This is a genomic window from Clostridium sp. CM042 (assembly GCF_055080995.1).
On the sequence record NZ_CM143646.1, the window covers coordinates 1,156,476 to 1,179,692 of the forward strand.

Here is a 23,217-nt window from a genome sequence, read left to right on the forward strand (position 1 = left end):
AATTCTGCTTTCACAAAAAAATAAACTGCGATCCAAATCATGGATTGCAGTTTATTTTAATTTCCATCTTTTTTATTAGCACACATAATAAGAGTTATTTAAATTGAGGTAAATTATTCTTCATCCCAACATTCCACGTTTTTTAATCCTTCAATAGAGTTCTTTGTGAATACAGGATTCTTTCCTTGCTTTTTCTGGAAGGTGTAGTCTTTTAACGCTGCAAAAGCAGTTTTACTAAGTAGGAATATAGCGATTAAATTAATTATTGCCATTAAGCCCATGAATAAATCTGCTAAATCCCAAACTATTTGAATCTTTACTACAGAACCAACGAAAACCATACCTACAACAGCAATTCTATATAATAAAACATATATTTTATTTGAGTTAATAAATTCTATATTTGTTTCGCCATAATAGTAATTTCCTACAATTGAGCTAAATGCAAATAAGAATATACATACAGCAATAAAAATACTTCCCCAATCCCCAACTTGTGAGCTTAAAGCATTTTGCGTAAGCTGTATTCCAGTTAATCCTTTAGTTGTATAAGTTCCAGACAATAATATTATAAATGCTGTTGCACTACATATCAAAATTGTGTCTGTAAATACTCCTAAAGTTTGAATCAGTCCTTGTTTTACAGGATGAGTTACTTCTGCTGTTGCTGCCGCATTAGGAGCACTTCCCATTCCAGCTTCGTTTGAGAAAAGTCCTCGTTTAATTCCCATCATCATTGCCGCACCTACACCACCGCCTAAAGCTTGTTCAAAACCAAACGCACTTCTAAATATAAGTTCGAACACTGATGGTATAGAAGAAATATTTTTAATAATAACAAATATAGCTACTAACAGGTATGCAACAGCCATTATAGGAACAATGATTTCTGTAACCTTAGCCACTCTTTGAACTCCACCAAAAATTATAATTGCTGTAGATATTGATAAAATTAAACCAATAATTATAGTTTTAACACCAAAAGCTTCTTGAAAAGCAAGTGATATAGTGTTTGATTGAACAGAGTTAAATACAAGACCAAAACATACAGTAATTAATATAGAAAAAACAACTCCCATCCATCTTTTATTAAGTGCTTTTTCCATATAGTATGCAGGCCCACCTCTATAGCCATGTTTATCTTTAACTTTATAAATTTGAGCTAGAGTGCTTTCAACAAAGCTAGAAGCACCGCCTATCAAAGCAATTAACCACATCCAAAATATTGCACCAGGACCACCAAGCGCTATAGCAATAGCAACTCCAGCAAGATTTCCAGTTCCAACTCTAGAAGCAGTACTTATGCAAAATGCTTGAAATGAAGATGTACCTTTCTTTTTATCAGATTTAGAAATAGATTTCCCCACACTTTCAGTTAAAAGAGAAATCATTTCTTTTAAATATCTAAATTGAACAAATTTTGTTTTAAAAGAAAAATATAGCCCCATAAAAATAAGTAGTGCAATAAGTACATAGGACCATAGAATATCATTTGTTTTTCCGATAATTGCTTGTAAAAAGTTCATCATTTTATCCTCACCTTCTTTTGTAAATTTAATATTTTATAGATATGTATGAGTTAAATCCAATGTTATTGTACCATAGAAAATCGTAAAACTCAAAAATTAGAATATTCCAAAAATAACGTTTTTAGAATTATGTTAGATAATATAGCTTCAAACTGCTTATATACAATAAATAATCTTTTTAAAAACCTTTTAAACCTTTTTTCTTATTATCAAAAATATGAATATATTATCTATGCAAAATTCAAATTCTTATTAATAGAATTCAGAAAACCAGCAGTCAAAATAAGGCTGTTGGTTCAAGATTCCATTGCGGTTTCCTATAATACAAAAAACTCTCTGTAGCTACAGAGAGTTTTTTGCATTATTTAGAATGTTACATATAGATAGTACTGCACGCATAATTGTATGCTTCAATAATTTTTTTATTTTAATCGTTCTGTAAGTTTAAAACTGATTATATATATAAGAAATTTTCACATCCGGCTGAAATAAAAATATATAACTGCAGCCTAAAATGACAATGGTATAAATAGTTGTCATAAAAATTATATTAGTTTTCATTTTCGTTATAATATTTATCAATAGTTTCATTAACATATACCCAACCTTTCCAGCCTAAATGGGAACTATCCATTAGAAAGTAATTTTCATTTTCATATTTCGAAAAATCAGCAACTTCAAATCCATAAGAATCAACCATAGTATTTATTTTTTTATAATAAGCGAGCCTATCACTTTTATTAAATCCGGCATAGTCATACCACTTTCCATTTACAGGAATATTTAGAACTAGTGGTTTAATTCCTTCCGCCTTACAAACATCTAACAGTAATTTGAAATCCTCATATTCTGGAGATACTTTATAAGAGTCCTTCTTCATAGATCCCTTTATTTTGTGAAGGTTTCCTATAATCGCGTGTTTATACGCATTATTGTCCATACCAAATTTATTATTATTAGACTTTGACTCTGCAATTTCCGTGGCTTTTTTAAATTCCGCATTCCAGTTAATATTTGCCTGCTGCTCCTTATTATATTTTTCAAGTTTAGGCTTAAGATATTTAATGCTATTTATATTGTCCTTTAAACTTAATTGCTCATATCTCATCCAGTAATAAGGAGTCATTAAATACCTCTTAGATGTACTTAATAAGTCCTTATTACTATAAAGAGAGCAGTAGTCCCTCATAATATCAAAGTGTTTATTGGCCTTTTTGCCAGTAATTGATATTATTCTTTTAGAAAACTCTTGTTTTGTTATTAAACTTATATCCTTATTAAACAAAAATCCATATACCTGTAGTTCAGAAGAATTGGCTTCGAACTCATTTTCATTAATGCCGCTCTTTAAAAACCATTGTGGAGAAAGTACAAAAACTACTTTTTTCCCCGTAAGTTCCTTACCAATTGCACCAAAATTAGCAGCATGTACTAAGGATTTATACCCTCCTTGTCCTATAAGATTTATTTGGAAACCATTTTTCTTACCATTAAAAACTTTAATTGGATGAGTAGAATATGCTGCAGTCTTTACAAATTCAGAGGAACCAAACATCAAAAGATTATCACCTTGTCTTGCTCCCATGCTTTGAAGTGCTACGCTTTTAAATTTATATGTAGATAAATTTTCTCCGAATTTATCATAATATTTTTTTGAAATAAGACCTTCACAATAGCTTTGATAACAAAATAAAAATCCAATACTAATAATAATAGAACAAGCAAACGCTATGACCTTTTTCATTACATTCTACATTCAGAGAGAGTTTGAAGGTATTCAATAAGTTTGTTTGGTGTTTCTATATCTTCTCTTTCAACAATTGCAGGATCAAGTTTGATTTTAGCTTTATCCTCTAATTCTACAATCAGTTCAATAATTCCTAATGAATCCAATCTTCCGCTTTCAAATAAATTCACATCACTTTCGTTATGTAAATCCTCACCAGTAATTTCTTCTAATATACTATAAATTAATTCTTGCATATAAATTCCTCCTTCTATTTAAATAAATATCCTGAAAATATTAAAAAACTAAAACATATCAAATTAAAAGTTACAAAAGTTGAAGCAATTTTAAAATAACCCTTTCCTTTGATTTTTTTGTAGAGTACTTTTCTCTGAAAACAATCTGTAACTATGAGCAAAATCCCATGAAAGGCACCGTAAACAACATAATTCAACTGAATTCCATGCCATAGACCCATGGTTATCATGTTTATCATGAAACCAATATAGGAAGCTGTATATCTACTCTTGAACCACTTTTTCTTAATGGCAGTCATTACGAATCTATTATAAATAAAATCTCTAAACCAAAAAGATAAGCTCATGTGCCATCTGTTCCAAAATTCTTTTATATCTTTACTTATAAATGGGAGATTAAAGTTTTCGGGTGTTTTTATTCCCATTATGTAGCTTACGCCTATGGCAATTAAACTGTAACCGGCAAAATCAAAAAACAAATAAAAGCTATAAGAGTACATATATTTAATTGAATTTATTAAAGTGTGTGGTCTTAACGATATTACATTAATAAAATGTTGTTGTATGTAATATCCTATTAAGAATTTGTAGCCTATTCCCTGTAGAATCTTAAATATTCCATCACCTAAATATTCAACATATTGTCTGGGCTTTATAACCTTATTGCTTTCCTCCGTAAATCTAAGTGAACGGTCAATGGGTCCAGCACTTAAGGTTGGGAAAAACAATATAAAATAAGCAAGATCAAAAATATTTATTTTGGTAATATACCCATCATAAATTTGTATTAACATCTGAATAACTTTGAAAGTTAAATAAGAAATCCCTAGAAATCCAAGCTCTTTGTGTATAAGTATATTGCTAAACTTTGAGTAGATTAAAGGTGACAGACCTATAAATATCATTATCCAAAGTAACCATCTTTGTTTAAACTTTTTCACTATAAAGCTGTAAATAATAATTAATAAAAATTCTATTATAAAAAATATAATTAAATATTTAATTTGCTGTTTTGATTTACCAAAAATTAAATACATCATAAATAAGCTTGCCGGTAGTCCATACCATTTTATTCTTTTGCCAAGTAAACCAACAACAATTGCCGGAATTAGCACTACAATCATTATATAGAAATACAAAAAATCTCCATAAGGAAGCATTTAAAATTCCTCCATTATCTTTTTTCTATCAATTTTTCCATTTCCATTTATCGGTAAAACTTCTATTACCTTTACTTTACGAGGTATCATATATGAAGGCAATAAATCCTTCAAGGAATTTTTAACTGAGGTAATTATATTTCCTTCAAATTTATCATTTAGCACTACAGCTGTTGCTAAATATTTAATTTTACCTCTTTCTATAATAGGTACTACAACTGCATTTTTAATGAAAGGAAGTATTCTTATATTGTTTTCAATATCTTCAATTTCCACTCTATAACCATGAAGTTTAATTTGATTATCTATTCGCCCCTCATAATATAATAGACCATCAACTGTGTAACCCGTATCTCCTGTCCTGTATCCCCTTTTTTTAACATCTGAAATTTCCTTTTCAAAAAATAATTTTTCTGTTAACATAGGATCAGCAAAATAGCCTATACTTACACTGTCACCTACTATTAATATTTCATTTGTATTTTCTTCTATGATTATTTCACAGTCTTTTTTTACGTACCCAACTGGAAGTTTTTCATTACTTAAAAGCATTTCTTTTTTTATTTCAATTGCAGTTACTGCGACTGTTGCCTCTGTTGGCCCATAGAAATTTATTATTTTAATTTTAGGAAATCTTTCGAATAATTTATTTACGCATTCCTTAGAAAGTGTTTCTCCACAGAATAACAGTTGTCTCAATTTGGGTAATAAATTTTCATTAAATTGCTCACTTTGTAAACACATTTCTGCGAAGGACGGAGTGGAAACCCAAGTTGTAATTCTCGAAGACTTAAAATTCATAAAAAGCTCAGGTAAATTAGCAATCATCTCTTTATCAATACTATATAGTATTGAACCAGAAACCAATGATAAATAAGTATCCATAACAGATAAATCAAAAGAAAAAGGTGCTTGATTCATAAATATTTTATCTTTTTTATCAGTTAAATCCATACTCCAATCGATGAAGCTTTGAATACAATTCTTAGTTATCTGCACTCCCTTTGGATTTCCAGTACTTCCTGAAGTATATATAATGTAATAAACTTCTTCATCCTTAATTCTATAACCCCTACTTGGTATTTTATTCTCGTATTGTAATAAATGTTCTTCTATTTCACTCTTATTCAATATTGTATCTGCAGGAATATCAATTAAATCATCTGATGTGTTTATAATTAGTTTAGCATCCGAAATAAATAAAATATCCTTAATCCTTGTAGTTGGTGTTGAGCTATCCACTGGAATATATGCATGTCCACTTTTTACACAAGCTAAAAAACATATAAGCATTAAATGATCTTTATGTCCAAAAACTATTATTGGAGTTTTATCTTTTCCAAATAAATCTATAATATTTACAGCAAGTGAATCAGATTTTGTTTTTAATTCCCTATAAGTTAAATTACTATTCCTATAAATATGAGCTACTTTATCAACAGTACAATAACTTTCAATTGTATCAATAAAATCCATAAATGTGCCTCCTCTCTCTATTTCGAAAATCTATTTTCTTCTTTTAATTCTTATTCGCAATCAATAGTTATGTTCATTAAATAACCTAAATATGTTAATAACTCTAAAACATTCTATTTAACATAATTCAACGTTTTATTTACACACATTCATCCGTTTTTGCTTAATTATCCACTTCCCTTAACTCCATTTATATGCTTTACAATTTATGGTCTGAAACTAATTTTTCTAAAACTTCCCATGTCATTATAAGGCATATTAGGTACAAATGTATATATAAAAGTTAAAATAAAAGTAAAATACTCTGTAATATCGCTAATTTTTGTAGAATGTTACTAATTTATGCTTATTAAAAAAAGCCCTCAAATGATTTAAAATGGATCCTATATGATAGACACTAAAAAAGTCTATTCATATGGGATTTTTTTTTGTACAATTAAATTAGAAAGGTTGTGAGCATTATGAGTAAAAAAGTATTTACTAATGAACAAATTTTAGCGCTCTCAAAAAACAGATATATTAAACGAGTTAGTGAAAAAGGAATTACATATACAGATGAGTTCAAATCCTTATTTGTAGCTGAGCATATAATGGGGAAATTATCGTCTCAGATTTTTCAAGATGCAGGGTTCGATATAGAAACACTTGGTAATACTAGAATCAAGTCTTCTAGTAAGAGGTGGCGCAAGGCTTATAAGGAATCTGGCGAATTAGGCCTTAGAGATACTAGAAAATTCAGCAGTGGACGCCCACTTAAACGTGAATTAACCCTAGAAGAAATAATCACAAGAAAAGATGCTGAGATTGAATACTGGAAGGCAGAAGCAGAACTATTAAAAAAAATCGAGCTGCAAGAAAGGCAGGTGAAAAACGGTAGTTTAAGGATCTCTTCAATTTTTGCACTTATTCAGAACATTCTCTCTAAATCTAAATATAAAAATATGATTAGACATCTATGTGGTGTAATTGGAGTATCAAGATCAGGTTATTATAATTACCTAAAATCAGAATCTACACGTAATATTCGAGAACAAAGAGATTTACAATTAAGGAAAATAGTTCTTAAGGCATTTGAACATAGGGGTTACAAGAAGGGTTCACGTTCTATTAAGATGGTACTCGAGCAAGAGTTCAATTTAATTATTAATAGAAAATGTATTCAAAGAATTATGCGTAAATATAATATCAAATGTCCAATTAGGAAAGCAAATCCTTATCGTAGGATGATGAAAGCAACTCGAGAACATACTGTTGTACCAAATCTTTTAAATAGAAAATTCAAACAGGACATAGCTGGAAAGGTTTTGTTAACGGATATCACTTATATGCCATATGGAGCTTCTTGTATGGCTTATTTATCAACAATTAAAGATGCTTCTACAAACGAAATACTTTCATACCACCTGTCTAAGCGCATTACATTAGATATTGCAACGGAAACGATTGAAAGATTAATTAGACGTCATAAGAAATTATTGACTTCAGAATCGTTTATACATTCTGATCAAGGGGCTCATTATACCAGTCCCAAATTTCAAAAACTACTTAAAAAATATAAACTTGGACAGTCAATGTCTAGAAGAGGAAACTGTTGGGACAATGCCCCACAAGAATCATTTTTTGGTCATATGAAGGATGAGATTGACTATAAAAGTTGTGATACATTTACTGATTTACAGAATCTAATTGATAATTATATGGATTATTATAACAACTATAGATATCAATGGGGATTAAAAAAGTTGACTCCTGTACAATACAGAAATCAACTTTTAGTTGCATAGTCTTTTTTAAATGTCCTTGACATAGGATCCATTTTAATTGGTTTTCAATCGCTTGAGGACTTAATTATTATATTTTCTGAACTTACTGTCAAAAAAATTTCCATTCCCCTATTTGCAAATTGGAATCTCTATTGTTACCTGTGCGCCATAAGTTACAGGTGAGTTAGCGATATAGATGGTTCCCCCATGCAGATTTACAAATGATTGGGTAATGTACAGCCCTATCCCATAATGACTTTTCGATGTGCGACTACAATCACCCATATAAAATTGTTTTGTTGCTGATTTGATATCCCCCTTTGAAAAGCCCTTTCCACTGTCTGTTGTAATAAATCTTATTTTATTATCCAGTGATTTTACCTTAAAATATATTTTTCCATGATTTGGGGAGTAATCCACTGCATTTGAAATAACATTCATAATGGCACGTTGAAGTAATGACTTATCAATTAGAATTGACTTAGGAATATAAGTTTTAGTAAACTCAACTTTAAGTCCCTTAGTATTTGCAATGGCCTCAAGCTGCTCATGAATTGTGTCGATAAAATTTTCAAAGTCTATTCTTTCCAGTTGTAGAAAAAGAGTTTTTTCTGAATTTGAAATATCAATTAGTGTTTTGATATATTGATCAATCTGCCCCGCATTTTTTGTAATATAATCAATATATTCCTCCTGATCCTTATCTAATGTTGAATCAGACAGTAATTCAGCATTTCCTTTGATAATGGTTAATGGAGTTTTAAGGTCGTGGGCAAGAGCGGAAATCTGCTCTTTCTTTGCCTGTTCAATATTCCATTGCTGCTCTAAAGACTTTTTTAATTCTGTTTTCATGTCTGATATTGATAAAAGTACATCATTGAATTCTTTAATTCCTGAATATTTTATGTCAAAGTCCAAATCCTGCTTCTTGATTTTTTCAGTAGCTTGCAGGAGGGGCCTTAAATGTTTATTTAATTTTTTTGCATAAATAGTGGTAATAATTAAAACAATAGAAAAATATAAGATAACAAATATTATAATCATAATTATTTCGGGATCTGGTAAATGTTGATTTAAAAACTCAGATTGGTAGCTCATTTGAACATAGTACTGTAAAACACAAAACCCATCTTGCCTTTCAATAAAATAGTAGTACTTTTTACTTCCATTTTTCGGGTAAGTACCTTTAGCATATTCTGTTGCGTTCAGTAAGTCCTGACCCTCTAAATTTGTTTTTTCAATTTTATATTTTTTATCAAAAACAGCGAACTTACATCCATAGGGTATCATATCCTCTGTGATTTTAGGTGTTGATGCAAGTAATGATTTGGATTGTCTAGCCAAATCCTCGCTATAACTCGGTATAAGAATCACACCATATCTTACGCCTAGATTATAAATTCCCATATTTAGTCCGGCGAAAACAATAAATGCAAGTCCTAAAGTTAATAGATATTTTAAAAAAACTGTCTTTAAAGTAAAAGCTTTTTTCTTTACTTCCATTTGTAACCTATCCCCCATACAGTCTCAATTGGTGACAGTTCAAAAACAGCCAGCTTTGCCCGTATATTTTTAACATGCTCAGTAATAGCTGAGCTGTCACTTTCACCATCATACCCATAAACGGCGTCGTATATTTTATCCTTTGAAAAAACCTGGCCTTGATTTCTGGCAAGAAATTCACAGATGTTATATTCACTTTTGGTAAAGGGAATTTTTTTATCATTCACTAAAATTTCCTTACCGGATAAATCAAACTTCACCCCGGATACACAAAGAGTACTGCGCCTTTCACGGTTTTCTCGCCTAAGGTAAGCATTCACTCTAGCCCTCAGTTCCCCCATTCCAAATGGTTTCGTAATGTAATCATCCGCGCCAAGCCCTAAACCATACATAATATCTATTTCCATAGTTTTTGCTGTAAGAAAAATAATAGGACAGTCCACAATACCACGAATTTCCTTGCAAAAGGTAAATCCATCCATACCCGGCATCATGACATCCAGTAAAATTAAATCAAAGTTTGAAAATTCACTAGTTAAAATTTTTTCAGGATTTACAACTGTAGTTACCAAATGATTATCTTTCTGAAGAATATTTTTAATTAAAGCCAGGATATCGGGTTCATCATCGATAACCAGAATTTTTGCCATGTTCCTCACTCCTCGTATGTTCTCTATAAATAGTATAAAGGCAAAATATCATCAAATCAAATTATATTATCCATAAATTCCAAATCATAGCGAATCTTATTATAAGCACTTTTATTTTTACTCCACAGGGGATAATTTTATGACTGTTTTATCAGTAGACGTGCTTCCTACCGGAATCGCTTTGTAAAAGTTATTATCCACTTGGACGGCAATGGCGTCTTTAGTATCCACATCTTTTATTGAACAAACATTTTGAAAAGAGACAACAAACTTTGTATCTTTAGGAAGATTCTTAACTACATCCTCTATCGTTAATTGGGCAGACGAATCAATTTCCTTTTCTTCAAGTATACAATATTTTTTGTCAATAGCTGCCACTCGGTCAATAATTCCGTTCCATCCCCCAATTTTAGACTTATCCAATGAAACATTTGAAATTTGATAGGTTACTTCCTTATACCTAATTTGAGTAGCATTTTTAGCATTGACCTTGCAAACAATTTTATCTTTAAGTGCATAATTCCTTGCTTTTTTAATTATTATATCTTTTGCAAAATACCCTGTTGCTAGTGTACAAAACAAAACTATGAACAAAAGTACAAATCTTCTTTTTATCTTCATAATAATTTCTCCTTATTCATATGACTTTCTTCCTTCCCACTTTCTGAACCAAAATAGGCTAGCGGCGAATGAAATACATACGGCAAATAACATGATAAATACTCCTTGCTTTGTATCAATCGCTAATGCATTACCGGCGGAAGGATAGACCAATTCGAAAATGAAATAATCGCAAAACCTCACGCCCCATGCCCATGGAAGAAAGTGCCATATGTTATTTCCAAGACCTGTGAGCATCAGAGCAGAAACCAGACTTCCGGAAACTCCAAGCCCTGTGGAGGCACCCTTTCCGAATTGAAGACTAATGAACACATGCAGTATATAAAGAAATATGTTTCCAAGCACTAATGCTCCTGCGGCTTTCAAGTAAAATATATTGGGCATTGTTTGGAATCCAAGTGCAAATGTTCCTACAGCAAATGTTATAGAAAAGGTTCCCAATAAAAGCAAAATAATTAGCTTACTCAAATACGTGGTGCATTTTGATTTTGTACTGCACAGTAGTGTTTGAAAATTTCCAGCTTGCTCTTCCTGCTCAATTACTATCCCACTGATTATTCCTATCAGCAAAGGAAATGCAATTGCTAGGACCTCCAGATACCCGCTTATTTTTTTTAATGTGTCAAATGAAGATAATCTATAATACGCCAAAAACATGAATGCTCCCGCTAGTGGAATAAGTAAATGAATCCACAAGATAGAAGTATGTCTTAATTTGTAAAGATCCGATTTTATACATCTAAGTAAAGCAATCATATTAATTAACCTCCTGTTTTTCAAACCAATTAGCGGTAACCATCAGTAGCAAAGCAAACAGAATAAGGGACAGAATAATTCCAATTGGAATCACGATAGGATTTAGCATTGGAGATCCGGTTTCTGCCATAAGCCCATTTGGAAGATGTCCAAGAACTGGACACATAATACGAGCTGTCCAGCTATAAGGATAAATCCACCACATTGATGTTATTGCAGTCAAAGCACCTAATATAAAACTACCGCCAACATTAATCAAAACAGTCCCTAGCATTCCCAGTTTCTTCGCTAAAAACATACAAAATGGAATCTGCCACAAAAATGTAATTGCAATCAACGCTGCTGCAACAAGTACCCGAAGAAATGGTACGGTAATGGAGAACTGATAGCCCCCTAAAATAATTCCTACTAACAAAACCATACATGAGAGAGTCATATAAACCCCATTTAACAAAACTTTTGAAATCCATAATTTTTTTAGTGAAATTGGCAGACCAAATACAGCTCTATAGCGTAATTTTTTTTCTTCCCTTTCATTAGTCATCACTGCCATTATTGAAATATATCCTGGTAGTATCATCATGTACCACCAATTGAAGCTATTAGCTTGAAACCATTTCCAAGATGAAAGTGCAACGAGAAACGTAACCATCGGTGAGATAAAAATCATTTTTTTTATAAATGTTCCCTTGCATTTTAAATTTTCAGCCTGTAAATATTTAAGCATTATAGTCCCTCCTTCCTATTTTTTTTCACAACCTCTGTGAAAAGTACTTCCAAATCTTCACCAGGATTAATTTTGCCATTATACCCAAGTACCCCATTGCTGATGATACCAATGTGATCTGCAATAAGTTCAACCTCACTTAATATATGGCTAGATAGAATAACTGTCATTCCCTGCTCTGGGAAAGAACGTATTAACTCTCTTAAATCTTGTATTCCAAGAGGGTCAAGACCGTTTGTAGGCTCATCTAAAATTAGCAATTTAGGTTTATTCAGGAGTGCAATTGCAATTCCAAGCCTTTGCTTCATTCCCATAGAAAACTGTCCTGCCTGCTTTTTTCCTGTATTCGTCAAATCCACAATTTCCAGTACTTCCTTAATACGAGAATCTGGAAGTCCTAAAAGAATAGTTCGTACTTTAAGGTTTTCTACCGCCGTCAAATTTTCATAAAGAGGTGGAGATTCAATCAAAACTCCTATATTAGAAAGATCATTCCTGCTCCATTCATGACCTTCGAAAATAATTTCTCCTGATGTTGGATGAAGCATTCCCGTAACCATTTTTAATAGAGTTGATTTTCCTGCACCATTCGGGCCTAGCAATCCATAGACAGAATTTTTCTCAATGGACAGGGAAATATTGTTTACTGCACATTGTTTTTTAAAAGTCTTGCAAAGATTTTTTGTTTGTAAAATATAATTATTCATAATCATCTTCCTTTCATTTACTATAGTTTTATAATACTAAATAATTCTAAGGATTCCATAAGGATTTCCATTTTTTCTGCTATTAATTAAATTCTTAGAGTGAATCCTTATTCTTGATGACAATGAAAGTACAGGTACATCTGCCCATCCACGTAAAAAAAGGCCTATATCATGGATTTAATATCCATAATACAGCCTTTTCCCTACTTTCACTTTTAAAAATTCCTTTTAAATTTATGGGTTCTTCTTTTTCTCTTATTTAAATTAATAATTCTTATTATAACCGCTATTCCTATTAAAAACAAAATAAATATCCCAGTAGCCATAAGATATATAGGCATATTATTTTTTAGTAAAGGTCCTTTCGAAACCGTTGAATACAGCTTGTAATTTTTGACTTTCCCTCTTTCAGTTAATGTCAAAGTTCCAACGCTCTTATTCCCTTTAAGACTAGAAACAGACATACTGGTTAAGTTTATATTTTCCTTCAACTCTTTTTTGTTTGCTTCGTTGTTATAATAGCTAATGTCTTCTTTAGCTACCAGTGGTACACTAATAGTTTTCTCTGGGCCAAAGAATCCAAGGGGTTTATATTTTAGTGTTTCAGTTCTTATAACAGAATTATTTGTATGTAATACTTCTTTCTGTAAATTATAGCTATAGTTAATTATGGTTTCCATATCATTGAAAACATAAGTGTCTTTGGCATCCATAACTGATCCCATAACAACTCCCATAACCTCTCTACCATTTCTTTCATAAAAGGCTACAAGACATCTTCCGGCTTGTGAAGTATATCCTGTTTTTCCACCAATACACCCATCGACGCCAAGGAGTTTGTTGCTATTTTCAATTTTAAATATTGTACCTTTTGATGTTGATATGGTACTTTTCTTTTTAGTCATTGACTCTTTTACCCATGGATTTAAAAATGCGGCTCTAGCTAATACACTCATATCATAAGGCGTAGTATAATGATTGGGACGAGAAAGCCCATTAGGAGTTACAAAATGAGTTCCTGTCATGTTCAATTCGGCTGCCTTATCATTCATCATTTTCTCAAAGTTTGTAGCATTTCCTGAAACGTCGTCTGCAATCATATAGGCAAGATCATTCGCTGAATACAGTGACAGTCCATCCATTACGTCAGCACCTGACATAGTTTCATCAAGTCCAATTGGATGAAAATTAACATTTAATGAATCTGCAGGCTGGATTTTTGCACTTTGCGTATATTTTATTTCATCAGTTTTTTCCCTGTTCTCAGCGAGCAATAGCGCGGTCATTAACTTTGTTGTACTTGCTGGGTACGTTAGCTTGTCAACATTTTTCGCGTAAATTACTTCGCCAGTTGCAACATCTACAGTGATGGCTGCTTTCCCGTATATTGTTGGTAAACTAGTAGTGTCATTACTACTTGCTGCGAACACATTTAAGTTCATAGAAAATACTAGAAATAAAACAATCAGAATAAATTTTTTTTTATATTTCAACTTTCATCTCTCCATTACTTTAATTTATTTGCATGCATTATAAAATACAATTGAAAATAAGACTTTTCAACAGATAATATTCAAATGTTATAAAGGAATATTATAGCACATATATGCTTATTCGCACATTGCCATTTTAATCTTATTTGCAAATTTAAACATTAATTATCAAAAAATCAGTAAAAGAAACACATTTTATGCATTTTACATGCATTTATTATGCATGTTTATACATTTTTATACAAAGTTTAAATTAATTTCAAAAAAAATCCTTGAAAATAATTTCCTCACAATGTATAATATAACTCATGCAAGAACTTAGTTCTTATTTTAAAGATAAGGAGAGTACGATTATGATTAGTGATAAGATTGAGAATTTAAGAAACAGACTAAATTCAATAATTTTTCAAAATGAAGAATATGATAAGATATTAAAAACAAGCCAGGAGCTTGATGAATTAATAGTACAGTACATGTATCAAAATAATAATCAAAGACAACCTAAAAAACAACATTCCTGTTTTGACTAAGGATGTTGTTTTTTAGTTTGCTTTAACTTCGATCAACTTTATTTTTCTGTTAAAATAACCAATGCGCGCCTAGCGAGTTTCGCAAAATAATTTGCACTTGGCAGAATTGCCGCATCATCTACTGTAAATTTAGGATGATGAAGTGAATATGACACACCTGTACCAATATTTACAAATGCACCCGATATTTGCTCCTGATAATAAGCAAAGTCTTCACCAATTAGGGTTTGTGGAAGTTCCTTAATAACATATCCCTGTTCTTTTGCTACGTCTAATGCAACAGACGTCCACTTCGCTGTGTTATTTGTTGCTGGTGGTCCACAGTACCATTTAAACTCAGCAGTTGCACCAAATGAATCAGCCATTCCTTTAACTATTTGTAGCATTTTTTTAGGAACAAACTCACGGGTTTCAGCCTTAACCGTTCTCACAGTTCCTTCAAGATAAGCTGTAGGCGGAATTACATTCCATGTATTACCACTTTTTAATTGGGTAACACTAATGAGTACTTGGTCAAATGCACTAACATTACGACTAACAATTGTTTGTAATGCTGTTATTATGTGAGCTGCAACAATAATCGGATCTATTCCCTTTTCCGGTGATGACGCATGTGTCCCAGCACCTACAATTTCAATTTCAAAACGATCAACTGCCGCAGTCAAAGGTCCCACATTTGTTCCTAAACTACCTACTTCTAAATCTGGTGCGCTATGCAATCCAAAAATTGCATCAACGCCTGATAGAGCGACCGTTTCCAAAATCTCTTTTGCCCCCTTTCCTATTTCTTCAGCTGGTTGAAATATAACCCGTACCGTTCCAGATAATGTTGATTCTTGTTCTTTTAATAAATAAGCTGCACCTAAAATAACAGTTGTATGAAAATCGTGGCCACAAGCATGCATTTTGCCAAAAACTTCGGACTTATAATCTAAATCTGTTTCTTCAATAATAGGCAACGCATCAATATCGCAGCGAATTGCAATAATAGGTCCTTCCTTAAATCCTTTTATTTCTGCAACTAATCCTGTTACGAGTGGTAGATCAAGTACACGAATTTGAGCTTCATTTAACAGTTTACGTAAAGTCTGCGTTGTTTTAAACTCCTCTTTAGATAACTCTGGATGCTTATGAAAATTATGACGTATCTCTATAAGTTTTTCTTCCAAATTATCAACAATTTTTAATAATATCTCATTCCCCATAAAATTATACCCCTTAAATTTATTTGAACGCACCTACAATTTGAGGGTGTGCCTCTCTTTTTTTTATAATCCCTAGTATTAATGGAAAGCATAACATAGCTTTATCTACCTTTTCTAATATTCTTACCATAATTCTATTATATTAATAAAGAAAATGAGATACAACCACTCCCAAATTTTTATATGCTAATAATAGGAAGATAAAAAACCGAATATTTTTAATGAATATAATCAATTCTATACAATATATAATAATTTAAAATTAGTGAGGAGGTATCCTATGATAACAAAAACTGATTTAACTTGCTTAACCTGGAATGAAATTTTAATAAAAAAAGGAATTAATCCAGAAATGTCAAAATCCTTAATTGGATTTACATCATGGAACCAGGAAGAAATCCCTGATAAACTTGGAAAACATATTACAGATATTTTACAAGAATATAGTGGGAAAGTAATTGTAAAAGATGTTATCGGTACTAGATATAACGATATAGGATTATTATTTTTAAATAATGATATGCCAGAGGATGTAGCAACTAAGGTTTTTGATACAATTATGAACTATGAGCAAGAAGAAGTTTATGATATTTTATAAATAAATTATGTAACTTAGGCACATGAAAATATAGTAATAATTGTAATTATCAAATTAAAGATATCTAATATATATTGAGAAAGAAAATGAAATACCAATATGTTTATATATAAAACTCATAAAAACGGTATAGCTAAGTATTGCTATACCGTTTCTGATTATTGTATTCTTACTCTATCTATATCCGTTTCTTTTATCCATTGCCTCATCTCTAATTTCTGTTTTCATGCCTGAAATAGCTTCTTTTCTTCTCTCATTCTTTTCCTCTAGTGGTTTTATAATTTTTTCATCATCTGTTTTTTCAATAGCTTCTTCCGCAAGGTTAAAATTTTCAATAGAATTATCAATATTCTCCTGAATTTTATCTACATTATCTCTTCTGTCATCTGGTTTGTTTTTCATAATTTCCTCTCCCCTTTTTTTGATTTAATAAACTTTCCATTAATATTATATCTACAAAAATATTTATTATACGGCAAACCATTAAAAGAAAAAATACAAAAAAGTTACTGTTTAAATATATCTATTTGTTAGCAATGAATAAGTGCATAGCTACATGCTCAAACTATATTGTATGGAGTAAATCGAAGGAAGTGTACGACTATGTTTAAAGATAACCTAATAAAAAATTTACTTATTATTAATTTAGTTTTTCTGAGCATACTTCTTTTCAGTAAGATGTTCTTTGTTCATAAGATTATAATCATACTTTTTAAATCATTTTTAACTCCTTTTATATTTTCTGTATTTTTGTTTTATATTATAAAACCATTAAATACAATTTTCATAAAAAATGGTTTAAAACCAAGTACCTCAGCTCTATTAACATTAATCCTTGGAGTATCCATTGGCATAGGTGCTATAACTTTTTTTAGTAATTATATTGCAATTCAGTTTAATGGAACAATAGAAGAACTAACCAATATTGTGAAGAGCCAAGACTCTATTAATCAAATAATGAGTAAAATTAATAACTATATACCTCATGAGGTTTATAAAATATTTTCCAATATAGCTAATACTTATACGCAGAACTTGGTTCATAACCTTATGCTTGCAGTAAAGTATACAATGCACACATTTTCAACTCTATTTCTTGTGTTAATAATATTATTTTTTTTGCTTAAAGATGGTTCTAAATTTAGAGATAAAATCATCTGCATAATCCCTAAAAAATATGAAAAACTTGTTTTAAAAACTCTTTCTGAGAGCAATAAGGTATTGGATGCTTATGTTACAGGCCAAGCAAAAGTAGCTCTTTCTTTATCCATTATGATATTTGTTGCCTACAAAATCATAGGTATTCCCAATGCTCTGCTTTTCTCCTCAATAACTTTTATTTTGGCTTTTATTCCTTTTATAGGTTTTTTTATTTCCATGATTATTCCCTCAATTATTGCTTTAGGCATGGGATTTCTCATGATAGGAAAACTTATAATTGTATTCATTACTGTACAAACTTTAAAAGGAAGAGTTGTTGTGCCTGCAATTATGTCTCACGCAATGAAAATCCACCCTTTAACTGACATCTTCTTAGTAATAGGTGCTGTTGCAGTAGGCGGACCTTTAGCTGCCTTTGTTGTTGTTCCTATTTATGCTATTATTAAAACAATATTATCTAACTTGTATGAATGTGGCATAATTAAAAAATTTAATAAATAATTCCATTAAAATAAGGATTTTTAATTAAGTTTTAAAATGTAATGATTATGCACTTATAGGCTTTTTAATAACTGTGTAATCCATAAGAATTAATAGCTCCATTATTAGCCATTAGAAAAGCACCTGTAAATTTTCTACAAGTGCCAATGAATTATATTACCTATTATGTACTGCTGTATTATACTTTTATTTTACACATTTCACAAAAACTAATACTTTATTTTTTTATCAATTGTACAAATGTCATATTACCTATTGTTCTGGAAACTGGTTGTGGCTCAGTCAATCCTTTGGGAGTAGCCCCACTGTAAAAAAACAAAGCTTTATTTGTTGGATCATTTCCATTAAGTGCTTCCATTGCAGCTTTCATATCACTTGCCTGTGCAGGTCTATTAATGTTACCATTTAATACTGGGGTAAATTGATAACGCCCATTTGTATTTTCATTAATAACAGCCTTGATTGAATTTGGAAAATAACTACTCTTAACCCTATTTACAACTATTGCGCCTACAGCAACCTGAGCCTCATAGCTTTCTCCTCCTGCTTCAGCAGTTATTAATCTAGCTAGCAAGTTCAAATCGCTATCTGTATATTTTATCGCCGTAGATTTTGTTTGCGCTGTTTTTTCTGTTTTTGTTGTTTGCACTGCAGTAGAACTAGTACCTCCTGAAATCTTAAGAACTTGTCCTGGGAAAATGGAATCATTCCATTTGTTATTAGCTTTCCTTAAATCATTTAATGATTGTCCACACTTTTTCGCTATTGAAGATAAGCAATCCCCACTTTTAACAGTATAAGTTTTAAGTGAATTGCTCTTCGTTTCTGTGGTTTGTGTAGGTTTTGTTGTTTGTGTTGTTTGTTTCACCGTAGCACTAGTTCCTCCTGAAACCTTAAGAACTTGCCCTGGGAAAATGGAATCATTCCATTTGTTATTAGCTTTCCTTAAATCATTTAATGATTGTCCACACTTTTTCGCTATTGAAGATAAGCAATCCCCACTTTTAACAGTATAAGTTTTAAGTGAATTGCTCTTCGTTTCTGTGGTTTGTGTAGGTTTTGTTGTTTGTGTTGTTTGTTTCACCGTAGCACTAGTTCCTCCTGAAACCTTAAGAACTTGCCCTGGGAAAATGGAATCATTCCATTTGTTATTAGCTTTCCTTAAATCATTTAATGATTGTCCACACTTTTTCGCTATTGAAGATAAGCAATCCCCACTTTTAACAGTATAAGTTTTAGTTGTTGCGGTAGCTGCAAATACATTTTGTGATGTAAGCATTGAAACACCCATTGTTAATGTTGTTGTTAATAAAATAGATTTGAGACTTTTAAATTTGGTCATTATTTCCCCTCCTTTTTCCTCCCAGGTTAGTTGACGGGTTAGGGTGTATGCACCTTAATTTCACCTAAAGCTTCACCCCAAATTAAATCCCCCCTGCTTCCTTTGGAATATTATTCTATTATACCATACTAGGTTCATGCAGCTCAAATTCCAGTACTTCTTATGATGTATTTTTGTATAATAATAAAATAGAATATAAATCGTATTAAAAACTGGATACTAAATCCAGTTTTTTTATATTTTAGGAATACTTTTCAGCTTAATAGTTCAGAATAAAAAAGTAATAGTAAAAAAGGATGTGAGGAGGAAATTATGAAAGTTGGTATTCCTAAAGGCTTATTATATTATAAATACTTTCCTTTTATAGAAAGGTTTTTAATTGAATTAGGCGCAGAAGTAATTACATCTTCTGATACAAATAAAAATATTTTAAATGGAGGGGTTAAATACTGTGTAGACGAGGCATGTCTACCCATAAAGATATTTCATGGACACATACTAGATATAAAGGACAGATGTGATTTATTAATAATACCTAGAATTATGAGAGTCCGCGCACGCGAATTTATATGCCCAAAGTTTTGTGGACTCCCTGAAATGATAATGTATAGCATACCCAATTTGCCAAAGGTAATGACAGAACCTGTATATGCAACTAATGAGAAAGAATTATATTGTTGGTGCAAAAAACTAGCTCGAATGATTACGAAAGATAATAGTATGGTAAGCGTTGCATTTAACAAAGCCTTAGAAACACAGCGGAATTTTAAATTTGGGATTAAAGATGAAGGCTTTAAAAAAAATGTTGCTTTAGTAGGACATCCATATAATCTTTACGATACTTTCATTAATATGAATATAGTAAAAAAATTAAACAAACTGGGAGTGGGAGTTATAACAGAGGAATATATGGCGGAAGAACAAATTAAGTCAGAAGTAAAAACTCTTTTTAAAAGGCCCTTTTGGACTTTTGCTACAAATTCTTATGGATTTACAACTAGTATAGCCAAAAATAATGAAATAGATGGAGCAATATACATATCCTCCTTCGCTTGTGGAATAGACTCTGTTGTACTAGAACTTATTAAAGAAAAAATTGGAGATTTCCCCCTTTTAGTTTTGAAAGTTGATGAACATACTGGTGAAGGCGGCCTAGACACAAGGATTGAGGCCTTTATTGATATGATTGAAAGGAAAAATAATAATGAAGATAACATTTCCACATTTAGGCAACACATATCTTGCAGCTAAAGCACTATTTGATGGACTTGGCATAGAATGCATAGTTCCACCATTTAGTAGTAACGAGGCGTTAGAGCTCGGTTCGAAATTTTCTCCAGAAGAAATGTGCTTACCTTATAAAATTATGATGGGCAATTTTTTGCAGAGTATAGAGCTGGGAGCGGATACCATAATTATACCTGGAAGCTGTGGTCCCTGTAGATTTGGTGAGTACTGTGAATTACAGATGAATGCGCTAAAGAAATTAGGACACGATTTGACTTTTATCGTAGTTGATAGCCCTTTTGACATAGGTAAAGAAGAATTCTTAAATCGACTATCCAAGATCACGGGTAATCCCACATTAGGTAAAGTTCAAAAAATTAGCGCGCTAAAGGTAGCCTATAATGTAATTGAGCTAATAGAAAAAATTGAGAGTAAAGCGCATTATTTAACAGGATTCGAAGTAAACAAAGGAGAATTTAAGAGACTTTTAAAAGAATGTACCCTTAATGCTTCGAAAGCAAATTCGCCATCACAGATGGTGAATATTCTAAAAGAATATAAGAATAAAATAAGCGAGATTCCTATTAATAAACATAAGTCCCCAGTAAAAATTGCAATTATCGGTGAAATTTATACTATAATTGAACCCTTTTCTAATCTTTATATAGAAGATAAGCTTATGGATTATGGGGTCGCCACTAAACGAATGCTTACTCCTAGTTGGTGGATTAAAGATACAGCACTTCGCCCTTTAAAGCTTAACTCAATTGATATAAGAAAAGCCTCTAAAGAATATCTTCCATATTATATCGGTGGGCACGCTAGAGAGTGCATAGGAGAAGTGCTACTTGCTGAAAAAGAAAATTTTGATGGAGCCATTCAAATTTTTCCTATGGGATGTATGCCAGAAATTGTATCAAAAGCAATTTTGACTGCAATTTCAAATGATAAAGATTTTCCGATAATGACTTTGATAGTAGATGAAATGACTGGAGAGGCAGGATATATTACTAGAATTGAAGCATTTGTAGATATGTTAGAGAGGAGGAAAAACAATGTACTATATGGGAGTTGATGTGGGATCTGTAAGTACTAACATTGTACTATTGGATAATACATTAAAAGTTATTGAAAAACTATATTTTAGAACAAAAGGTAAACCTATAAAAGCAATCCAAGATGGACTTAAGATTCTAAGTGAAAAATACGATACTAAGCAAATAACCTCAGTTGGAACTACAGGTAGCGGAAGACATATGGCTTCTTTTTTAATAGGTGCTGACATCGTAAAAAATGAAATTACTGCTCATGCAGTGGCAGCACTCGAAATCGATAAAGATGTAAATACCATATTAGAAATTGGAGGGCAAGATTCAAAAATAATACTGTTAAAAAACGGCATAGTAACAGATTTTGCAATGAATACTGTATGTGCAGCAGGAACAGGGTCTTTTCTTGATAGACAGGCAGAAAGGCTGGAGATACCTATTGAAAATTTTGGAGAGTATGCATTAAAGTCAAAATCTCCTGTAAGAATAGCTGGGAGGTGTGCTGTCTTTGCGGAATCCGACATGATACATAAACAGCAGCTTGGATATAATGAGGAAGACATAATAGGAGGTCTTTGTGAAGCAATGGTTAGGAATTATCTAAGCAATGTAGGGAAAGGCAAACAAATTCACTCAAAAATATTTTTCCAAGGTGGAGTTGCAGCGAATATAGGTATTAAAGTAGCTTTTGAAAAAGCCTTAGGCACTGAGATTCATGTTCCAGAGTACTACGATGTAATGGGTGCTATAGGAGCGGCAGTACTCGCAAATGAAGAAGTTATGAAGACAGGCAAAACAAATTTCAAAGGTTTTGAAGTAGCATTTAATGATTTTGTACCTAGAAATATCGAGTGCAATGGTTGTGGTAATAATTGTGAAGTAATTGAAATAAAAGATGGTGAAAAAACTGTAGGCTGTTTTGGAGATAGGTGTGGTAAATGGAGCAGTAAGATGGTGATATAATTTTTTTCCTTTAAGTAGACACCACCATTATTTAAATAGAAATAAGAAATCAGTTAACCAATTAATTGGTTAACTGATTTCTTATATTAAATATCTTTATTTACATTATGCTATTTTCTTAATTCCTGTTTTCCGGTCACTTTACTTTTGGTATTTAATATTAGATGATGAATTTGAGGCGTTGTGAGATAAAGAGTTATTTTTAATTCAATTAAAAATTTGTATATTGCCGATGATTTTGTTACAATTGAGTTGTTAAACATTTATGTTTTC

The 23,217-nt window shown here is 31.4% G+C and carries 23 protein-coding genes and 1 riboswitch; of the genes, 7 read left to right on the top strand and 16 right to left on the bottom strand.

Going from position 1 to position 23,217, the window contains the following annotated elements:
- Positions 1–113: 113 nt before the first annotated feature.
- From ACWJJ7_RS05430 to dltA, 5 genes are all read right to left on the bottom strand, one after another.
- On the bottom strand, positions 114–1,526 hold the full coding sequence (locus tag ACWJJ7_RS05430; protein ID WP_462964945.1) for an alanine/glycine:cation symporter family protein: 1,413 nt from the start codon (positions 1,524–1,526) through the stop codon (positions 114–116).
- Between the two features lie 553 nt (positions 1,527–2,079).
- A complete protein-coding gene (dltD, locus tag ACWJJ7_RS05435; RefSeq protein WP_462964290.1) occupies positions 2,080–3,273 on the bottom strand; it encodes a D-alanyl-lipoteichoic acid biosynthesis protein DltD in 1,194 nt (397 codons plus the stop codon).
- Positions 3,273–3,512 carry a phosphopantetheine-binding protein gene (locus ACWJJ7_RS05440; protein ID WP_462964291.1) on the bottom strand — a complete coding sequence of 80 codons (240 nt, stop codon included), beginning with the start codon at positions 3,510–3,512 and terminating at the stop codon, positions 3,273–3,275. Before ACWJJ7_RS05440 ends, dltD begins: the two co-directional genes overlap by 1 nt.
- A gap of 14 nt (positions 3,513–3,526) precedes the next feature.
- A complete protein-coding gene (gene dltB / locus ACWJJ7_RS05445) occupies positions 3,527–4,672 on the bottom strand; it encodes a D-alanyl-lipoteichoic acid biosynthesis protein DltB (protein ID WP_462964292.1) in 1,146 nt (381 codons plus the stop codon).
- Positions 4,673–6,148, bottom strand: a complete 1,476-nt coding sequence (gene dltA, locus ACWJJ7_RS05450) for a D-alanine--poly(phosphoribitol) ligase subunit DltA (RefSeq protein ID WP_462964293.1) — start codon at positions 6,146–6,148, stop codon at positions 4,673–4,675.
- Between the two features lie 461 nt (positions 6,149–6,609).
- On the opposite strand from dltA, the gene ACWJJ7_RS05455 reads away from it, so the two are divergent.
- A complete protein-coding gene (locus ACWJJ7_RS05455) occupies positions 6,610–7,932 on the top strand; it encodes an IS3 family transposase (protein WP_462961899.1) in 1,323 nt (440 codons plus the stop codon).
- A 108-nt stretch (positions 7,933–8,040) separates the two neighbouring features.
- On the opposite strand, the gene ACWJJ7_RS05460 is transcribed toward ACWJJ7_RS05455, so the two are convergent.
- From ACWJJ7_RS05460 to ACWJJ7_RS05490, 7 genes are all read right to left on the bottom strand, one after another.
- Positions 8,041–9,414 (bottom strand): sensor histidine kinase, encoded by a 1,374-nt coding sequence (locus ACWJJ7_RS05460; RefSeq protein WP_462964294.1) that lies wholly within the window; start codon positions 9,412–9,414, stop codon positions 8,041–8,043.
- A complete protein-coding gene (locus tag ACWJJ7_RS05465) occupies positions 9,405–10,064 on the bottom strand; it encodes a response regulator transcription factor (RefSeq protein ID WP_462964295.1) in 660 nt (219 codons plus the stop codon). The genes ACWJJ7_RS05460 and ACWJJ7_RS05465 overlap by 10 nt, the downstream gene beginning before the upstream one ends.
- Positions 10,065–10,181: 117 nt before the next feature.
- Positions 10,182–10,685 carry a NisI/SpaI family lantibiotic immunity lipoprotein gene (locus ACWJJ7_RS05470; RefSeq protein WP_462964296.1) on the bottom strand — a complete coding sequence of 168 codons (504 nt, stop codon included), beginning with the start codon at positions 10,683–10,685 and terminating at the stop codon, positions 10,182–10,184.
- 12 nt (positions 10,686–10,697) lie between these two features.
- A complete protein-coding gene (locus ACWJJ7_RS05475; RefSeq protein ID WP_462964297.1) occupies positions 10,698–11,441 on the bottom strand; it encodes a lantibiotic immunity ABC transporter MutG family permease subunit in 744 nt (247 codons plus the stop codon).
- 1 nt (position 11,442) lies between these two features.
- The gene (locus ACWJJ7_RS05480) at positions 11,443–12,168 is read right to left on the bottom strand and encodes a lantibiotic immunity ABC transporter MutE/EpiE family permease subunit (RefSeq protein ID WP_462964298.1); all 726 of its coding nucleotides are present in this window, start codon (positions 12,166–12,168) and stop codon (positions 11,443–11,445) included.
- Positions 12,168–12,875: a lantibiotic protection ABC transporter ATP-binding protein gene (locus ACWJJ7_RS05485; RefSeq protein WP_462964299.1), complete on the bottom strand. Its 708-nt coding sequence runs from the start codon at positions 12,873–12,875 to the stop codon at positions 12,168–12,170. Before ACWJJ7_RS05485 ends, ACWJJ7_RS05480 begins: the two co-directional genes overlap by 1 nt.
- A 215-nt stretch (positions 12,876–13,090) precedes the next feature.
- The gene (locus tag ACWJJ7_RS05490) at positions 13,091–14,368 is read right to left on the bottom strand and encodes a D-alanyl-D-alanine carboxypeptidase family protein (RefSeq protein WP_462964300.1); all 1,278 of its coding nucleotides are present in this window, start codon (positions 14,366–14,368) and stop codon (positions 13,091–13,093) included.
- 353 nt (positions 14,369–14,721) lie between these two features.
- On the opposite strand from ACWJJ7_RS05490, the gene ACWJJ7_RS05495 reads away from it, so the two are divergent.
- Positions 14,722–14,898, top strand: coding sequence for an aspartyl-phosphate phosphatase Spo0E family protein (locus ACWJJ7_RS05495; RefSeq protein ID WP_462964301.1), 177 nt, complete (start codon positions 14,722–14,724; stop codon positions 14,896–14,898).
- Between the two features lie 38 nt (positions 14,899–14,936).
- Here ACWJJ7_RS05495 and ACWJJ7_RS05500 read toward each other — a convergent pair whose 3' ends face one another.
- Positions 14,937–16,103, bottom strand: coding sequence for an amidohydrolase (locus ACWJJ7_RS05500; RefSeq protein ID WP_462964302.1), 1,167 nt, complete (start codon positions 16,101–16,103; stop codon positions 14,937–14,939).
- 280 nt (positions 16,104–16,383) lie between these two features.
- Between ACWJJ7_RS05500 and ACWJJ7_RS05505 the strand changes: the two genes are divergently transcribed.
- Positions 16,384–16,701: a hypothetical protein gene (locus ACWJJ7_RS05505; protein WP_462964303.1), complete on the top strand. Its 318-nt coding sequence runs from the start codon at positions 16,384–16,386 to the stop codon at positions 16,699–16,701.
- 174 nt (positions 16,702–16,875) lie between these two features.
- Here the strand turns inward: ACWJJ7_RS05505 and tlp are convergent, their stop codons facing one another.
- Positions 16,876–17,103, bottom strand: a complete 228-nt coding sequence (gene tlp, locus ACWJJ7_RS05510; RefSeq protein ID WP_462964304.1) for a small acid-soluble spore protein Tlp — start codon at positions 17,101–17,103, stop codon at positions 16,876–16,878.
- Between the two features lie 201 nt (positions 17,104–17,304).
- Between tlp and ACWJJ7_RS05515 the strand changes: the two genes are divergently transcribed.
- Positions 17,305–18,363, top strand: a complete 1,059-nt coding sequence (locus tag ACWJJ7_RS05515; RefSeq protein ID WP_462964305.1) for an AI-2E family transporter — start codon at positions 17,305–17,307, stop codon at positions 18,361–18,363.
- 217 nt (positions 18,364–18,580) lie between these two features.
- Here ACWJJ7_RS05515 and ACWJJ7_RS05520 read toward each other — a convergent pair whose 3' ends face one another.
- Positions 18,581–19,705 carry a LysM peptidoglycan-binding domain-containing protein gene (locus ACWJJ7_RS05520; protein WP_462964306.1) on the bottom strand — a complete coding sequence of 375 codons (1,125 nt, stop codon included), beginning with the start codon at positions 19,703–19,705 and terminating at the stop codon, positions 18,581–18,583.
- 1 nt (position 19,706) lies between these two features.
- Positions 19,707–19,823: riboswitch (cyclic di-AMP (ydaO/yuaA leader) on the bottom strand.
- 194 nt (positions 19,824–20,017) lie between these two features.
- Between ACWJJ7_RS05520 and ACWJJ7_RS05525 the strand changes: the two genes are divergently transcribed.
- The 3 genes from ACWJJ7_RS05525 to ACWJJ7_RS05535 are packed head-to-tail and all read left to right on the top strand — an operon-like array spanning position 20,018 to position 22,944.
- On the top strand, positions 20,018–20,956 hold the full coding sequence (locus ACWJJ7_RS05525) for an acyl-CoA dehydratase activase-related protein (RefSeq protein ID WP_462964307.1): 939 nt from the start codon (positions 20,018–20,020) through the stop codon (positions 20,954–20,956).
- Positions 20,910–22,007 carry an acyl-CoA dehydratase activase-related protein gene (locus ACWJJ7_RS05530; protein ID WP_462964308.1) on the top strand — a complete coding sequence of 366 codons (1,098 nt, stop codon included), beginning with the start codon at positions 20,910–20,912 and terminating at the stop codon, positions 22,005–22,007. The genes ACWJJ7_RS05525 and ACWJJ7_RS05530 overlap by 47 nt, the downstream gene beginning before the upstream one ends.
- Complete coding sequence (locus ACWJJ7_RS05535) at positions 21,988–22,944, top strand: acyl-CoA dehydratase activase (RefSeq protein WP_462964309.1); 957 nt, start codon at positions 21,988–21,990, stop codon at positions 22,942–22,944. The genes ACWJJ7_RS05530 and ACWJJ7_RS05535 overlap by 20 nt, the downstream gene beginning before the upstream one ends.
- A 110-nt stretch (positions 22,945–23,054) precedes the next feature.
- Here the strand turns inward: ACWJJ7_RS05535 and ACWJJ7_RS05540 are convergent, their stop codons facing one another.
- On the bottom strand, positions 23,055–23,207 hold the full coding sequence (locus ACWJJ7_RS05540; RefSeq protein WP_462964310.1) for a hypothetical protein: 153 nt from the start codon (positions 23,205–23,207) through the stop codon (positions 23,055–23,057).
- Between the last annotated feature and the right edge of the window lie 10 nt (positions 23,208–23,217).

Excerpts from the sequence above, each read along its gene's own strand:
- ACWJJ7_RS05455 (WP_462961899.1), top strand. The coding sequence starts at position 6,610 with ATGAGTAAAAAAGTATTTACTAATGAACAAATTTTAGCGCTCTCAAAA.
- ACWJJ7_RS05460 (WP_462964294.1), bottom strand. The coding sequence starts at position 9,414 with ATGGAAGTAAAGAAAAAAGCTTTTACTTTAAAGACAGTTTTTTTAAAA.
- ACWJJ7_RS05480 (WP_462964298.1), bottom strand. The coding sequence starts at position 12,168 with ATGCTTAAATATTTACAGGCTGAAAATTTAAAATGCAAGGGAACATTT.
- ACWJJ7_RS05535 (WP_462964309.1), top strand. The coding sequence starts at position 21,988 with ATGTACTATATGGGAGTTGATGTGGGATCTGTAAGTACTAACATTGTA.
- ACWJJ7_RS05540 (WP_462964310.1), bottom strand. The coding sequence starts at position 23,207 with ATGTTTAACAACTCAATTGTAACAAAATCATCGGCAATATACAAATTT.
- ACWJJ7_RS05530 (WP_462964308.1), top strand. The coding sequence starts at position 20,910 with ATGAAGATAACATTTCCACATTTAGGCAACACATATCTTGCAGCTAAA.
- ACWJJ7_RS05470 (WP_462964296.1), bottom strand. The coding sequence starts at position 10,685 with ATGAAGATAAAAAGAAGATTTGTACTTTTGTTCATAGTTTTGTTTTGT.
- ACWJJ7_RS05525 (WP_462964307.1), top strand. The coding sequence starts at position 20,018 with ATGAAAGTTGGTATTCCTAAAGGCTTATTATATTATAAATACTTTCCT.
- dltD (WP_462964290.1), bottom strand. The coding sequence starts at position 3,273 with ATGAAAAAGGTCATAGCGTTTGCTTGTTCTATTATTATTAGTATTGGA.
- ACWJJ7_RS05485 (WP_462964299.1), bottom strand. The coding sequence starts at position 12,875 with ATGAATAATTATATTTTACAAACAAAAAATCTTTGCAAGACTTTTAAA.
- ACWJJ7_RS05475 (WP_462964297.1), bottom strand. The coding sequence starts at position 11,441 with ATGATTGCTTTACTTAGATGTATAAAATCGGATCTTTACAAATTAAGA.
- ACWJJ7_RS05430 (WP_462964945.1), bottom strand. The coding sequence starts at position 1,526 with ATGAACTTTTTACAAGCAATTATCGGAAAAACAAATGATATTCTATGG.
- dltA (WP_462964293.1), bottom strand. The coding sequence starts at position 6,148 with ATGGATTTTATTGATACAATTGAAAGTTATTGTACTGTTGATAAAGTA.
- ACWJJ7_RS05515 (WP_462964305.1), top strand. The coding sequence starts at position 17,305 with ATGTTTAAAGATAACCTAATAAAAAATTTACTTATTATTAATTTAGTT.
- dltB (WP_462964292.1), bottom strand. The coding sequence starts at position 4,672 with ATGCTTCCTTATGGAGATTTTTTGTATTTCTATATAATGATTGTAGTG.
- ACWJJ7_RS05495 (WP_462964301.1), top strand. The coding sequence starts at position 14,722 with ATGATTAGTGATAAGATTGAGAATTTAAGAAACAGACTAAATTCAATA.
- ACWJJ7_RS05505 (WP_462964303.1), top strand. The coding sequence starts at position 16,384 with ATGATAACAAAAACTGATTTAACTTGCTTAACCTGGAATGAAATTTTA.
- ACWJJ7_RS05520 (WP_462964306.1), bottom strand. The coding sequence starts at position 19,705 with ATGACCAAATTTAAAAGTCTCAAATCTATTTTATTAACAACAACATTA.
- ACWJJ7_RS05440 (WP_462964291.1), bottom strand. The coding sequence starts at position 3,512 with ATGCAAGAATTAATTTATAGTATATTAGAAGAAATTACTGGTGAGGAT.
- ACWJJ7_RS05465 (WP_462964295.1), bottom strand. The coding sequence starts at position 10,064 with ATGGCAAAAATTCTGGTTATCGATGATGAACCCGATATCCTGGCTTTA.
- ACWJJ7_RS05500 (WP_462964302.1), bottom strand. The coding sequence starts at position 16,103 with ATGGGGAATGAGATATTATTAAAAATTGTTGATAATTTGGAAGAAAAA.
- tlp (WP_462964304.1), bottom strand. The coding sequence starts at position 17,103 with ATGAAAAACAAACCAGATGACAGAAGAGATAATGTAGATAAAATTCAG.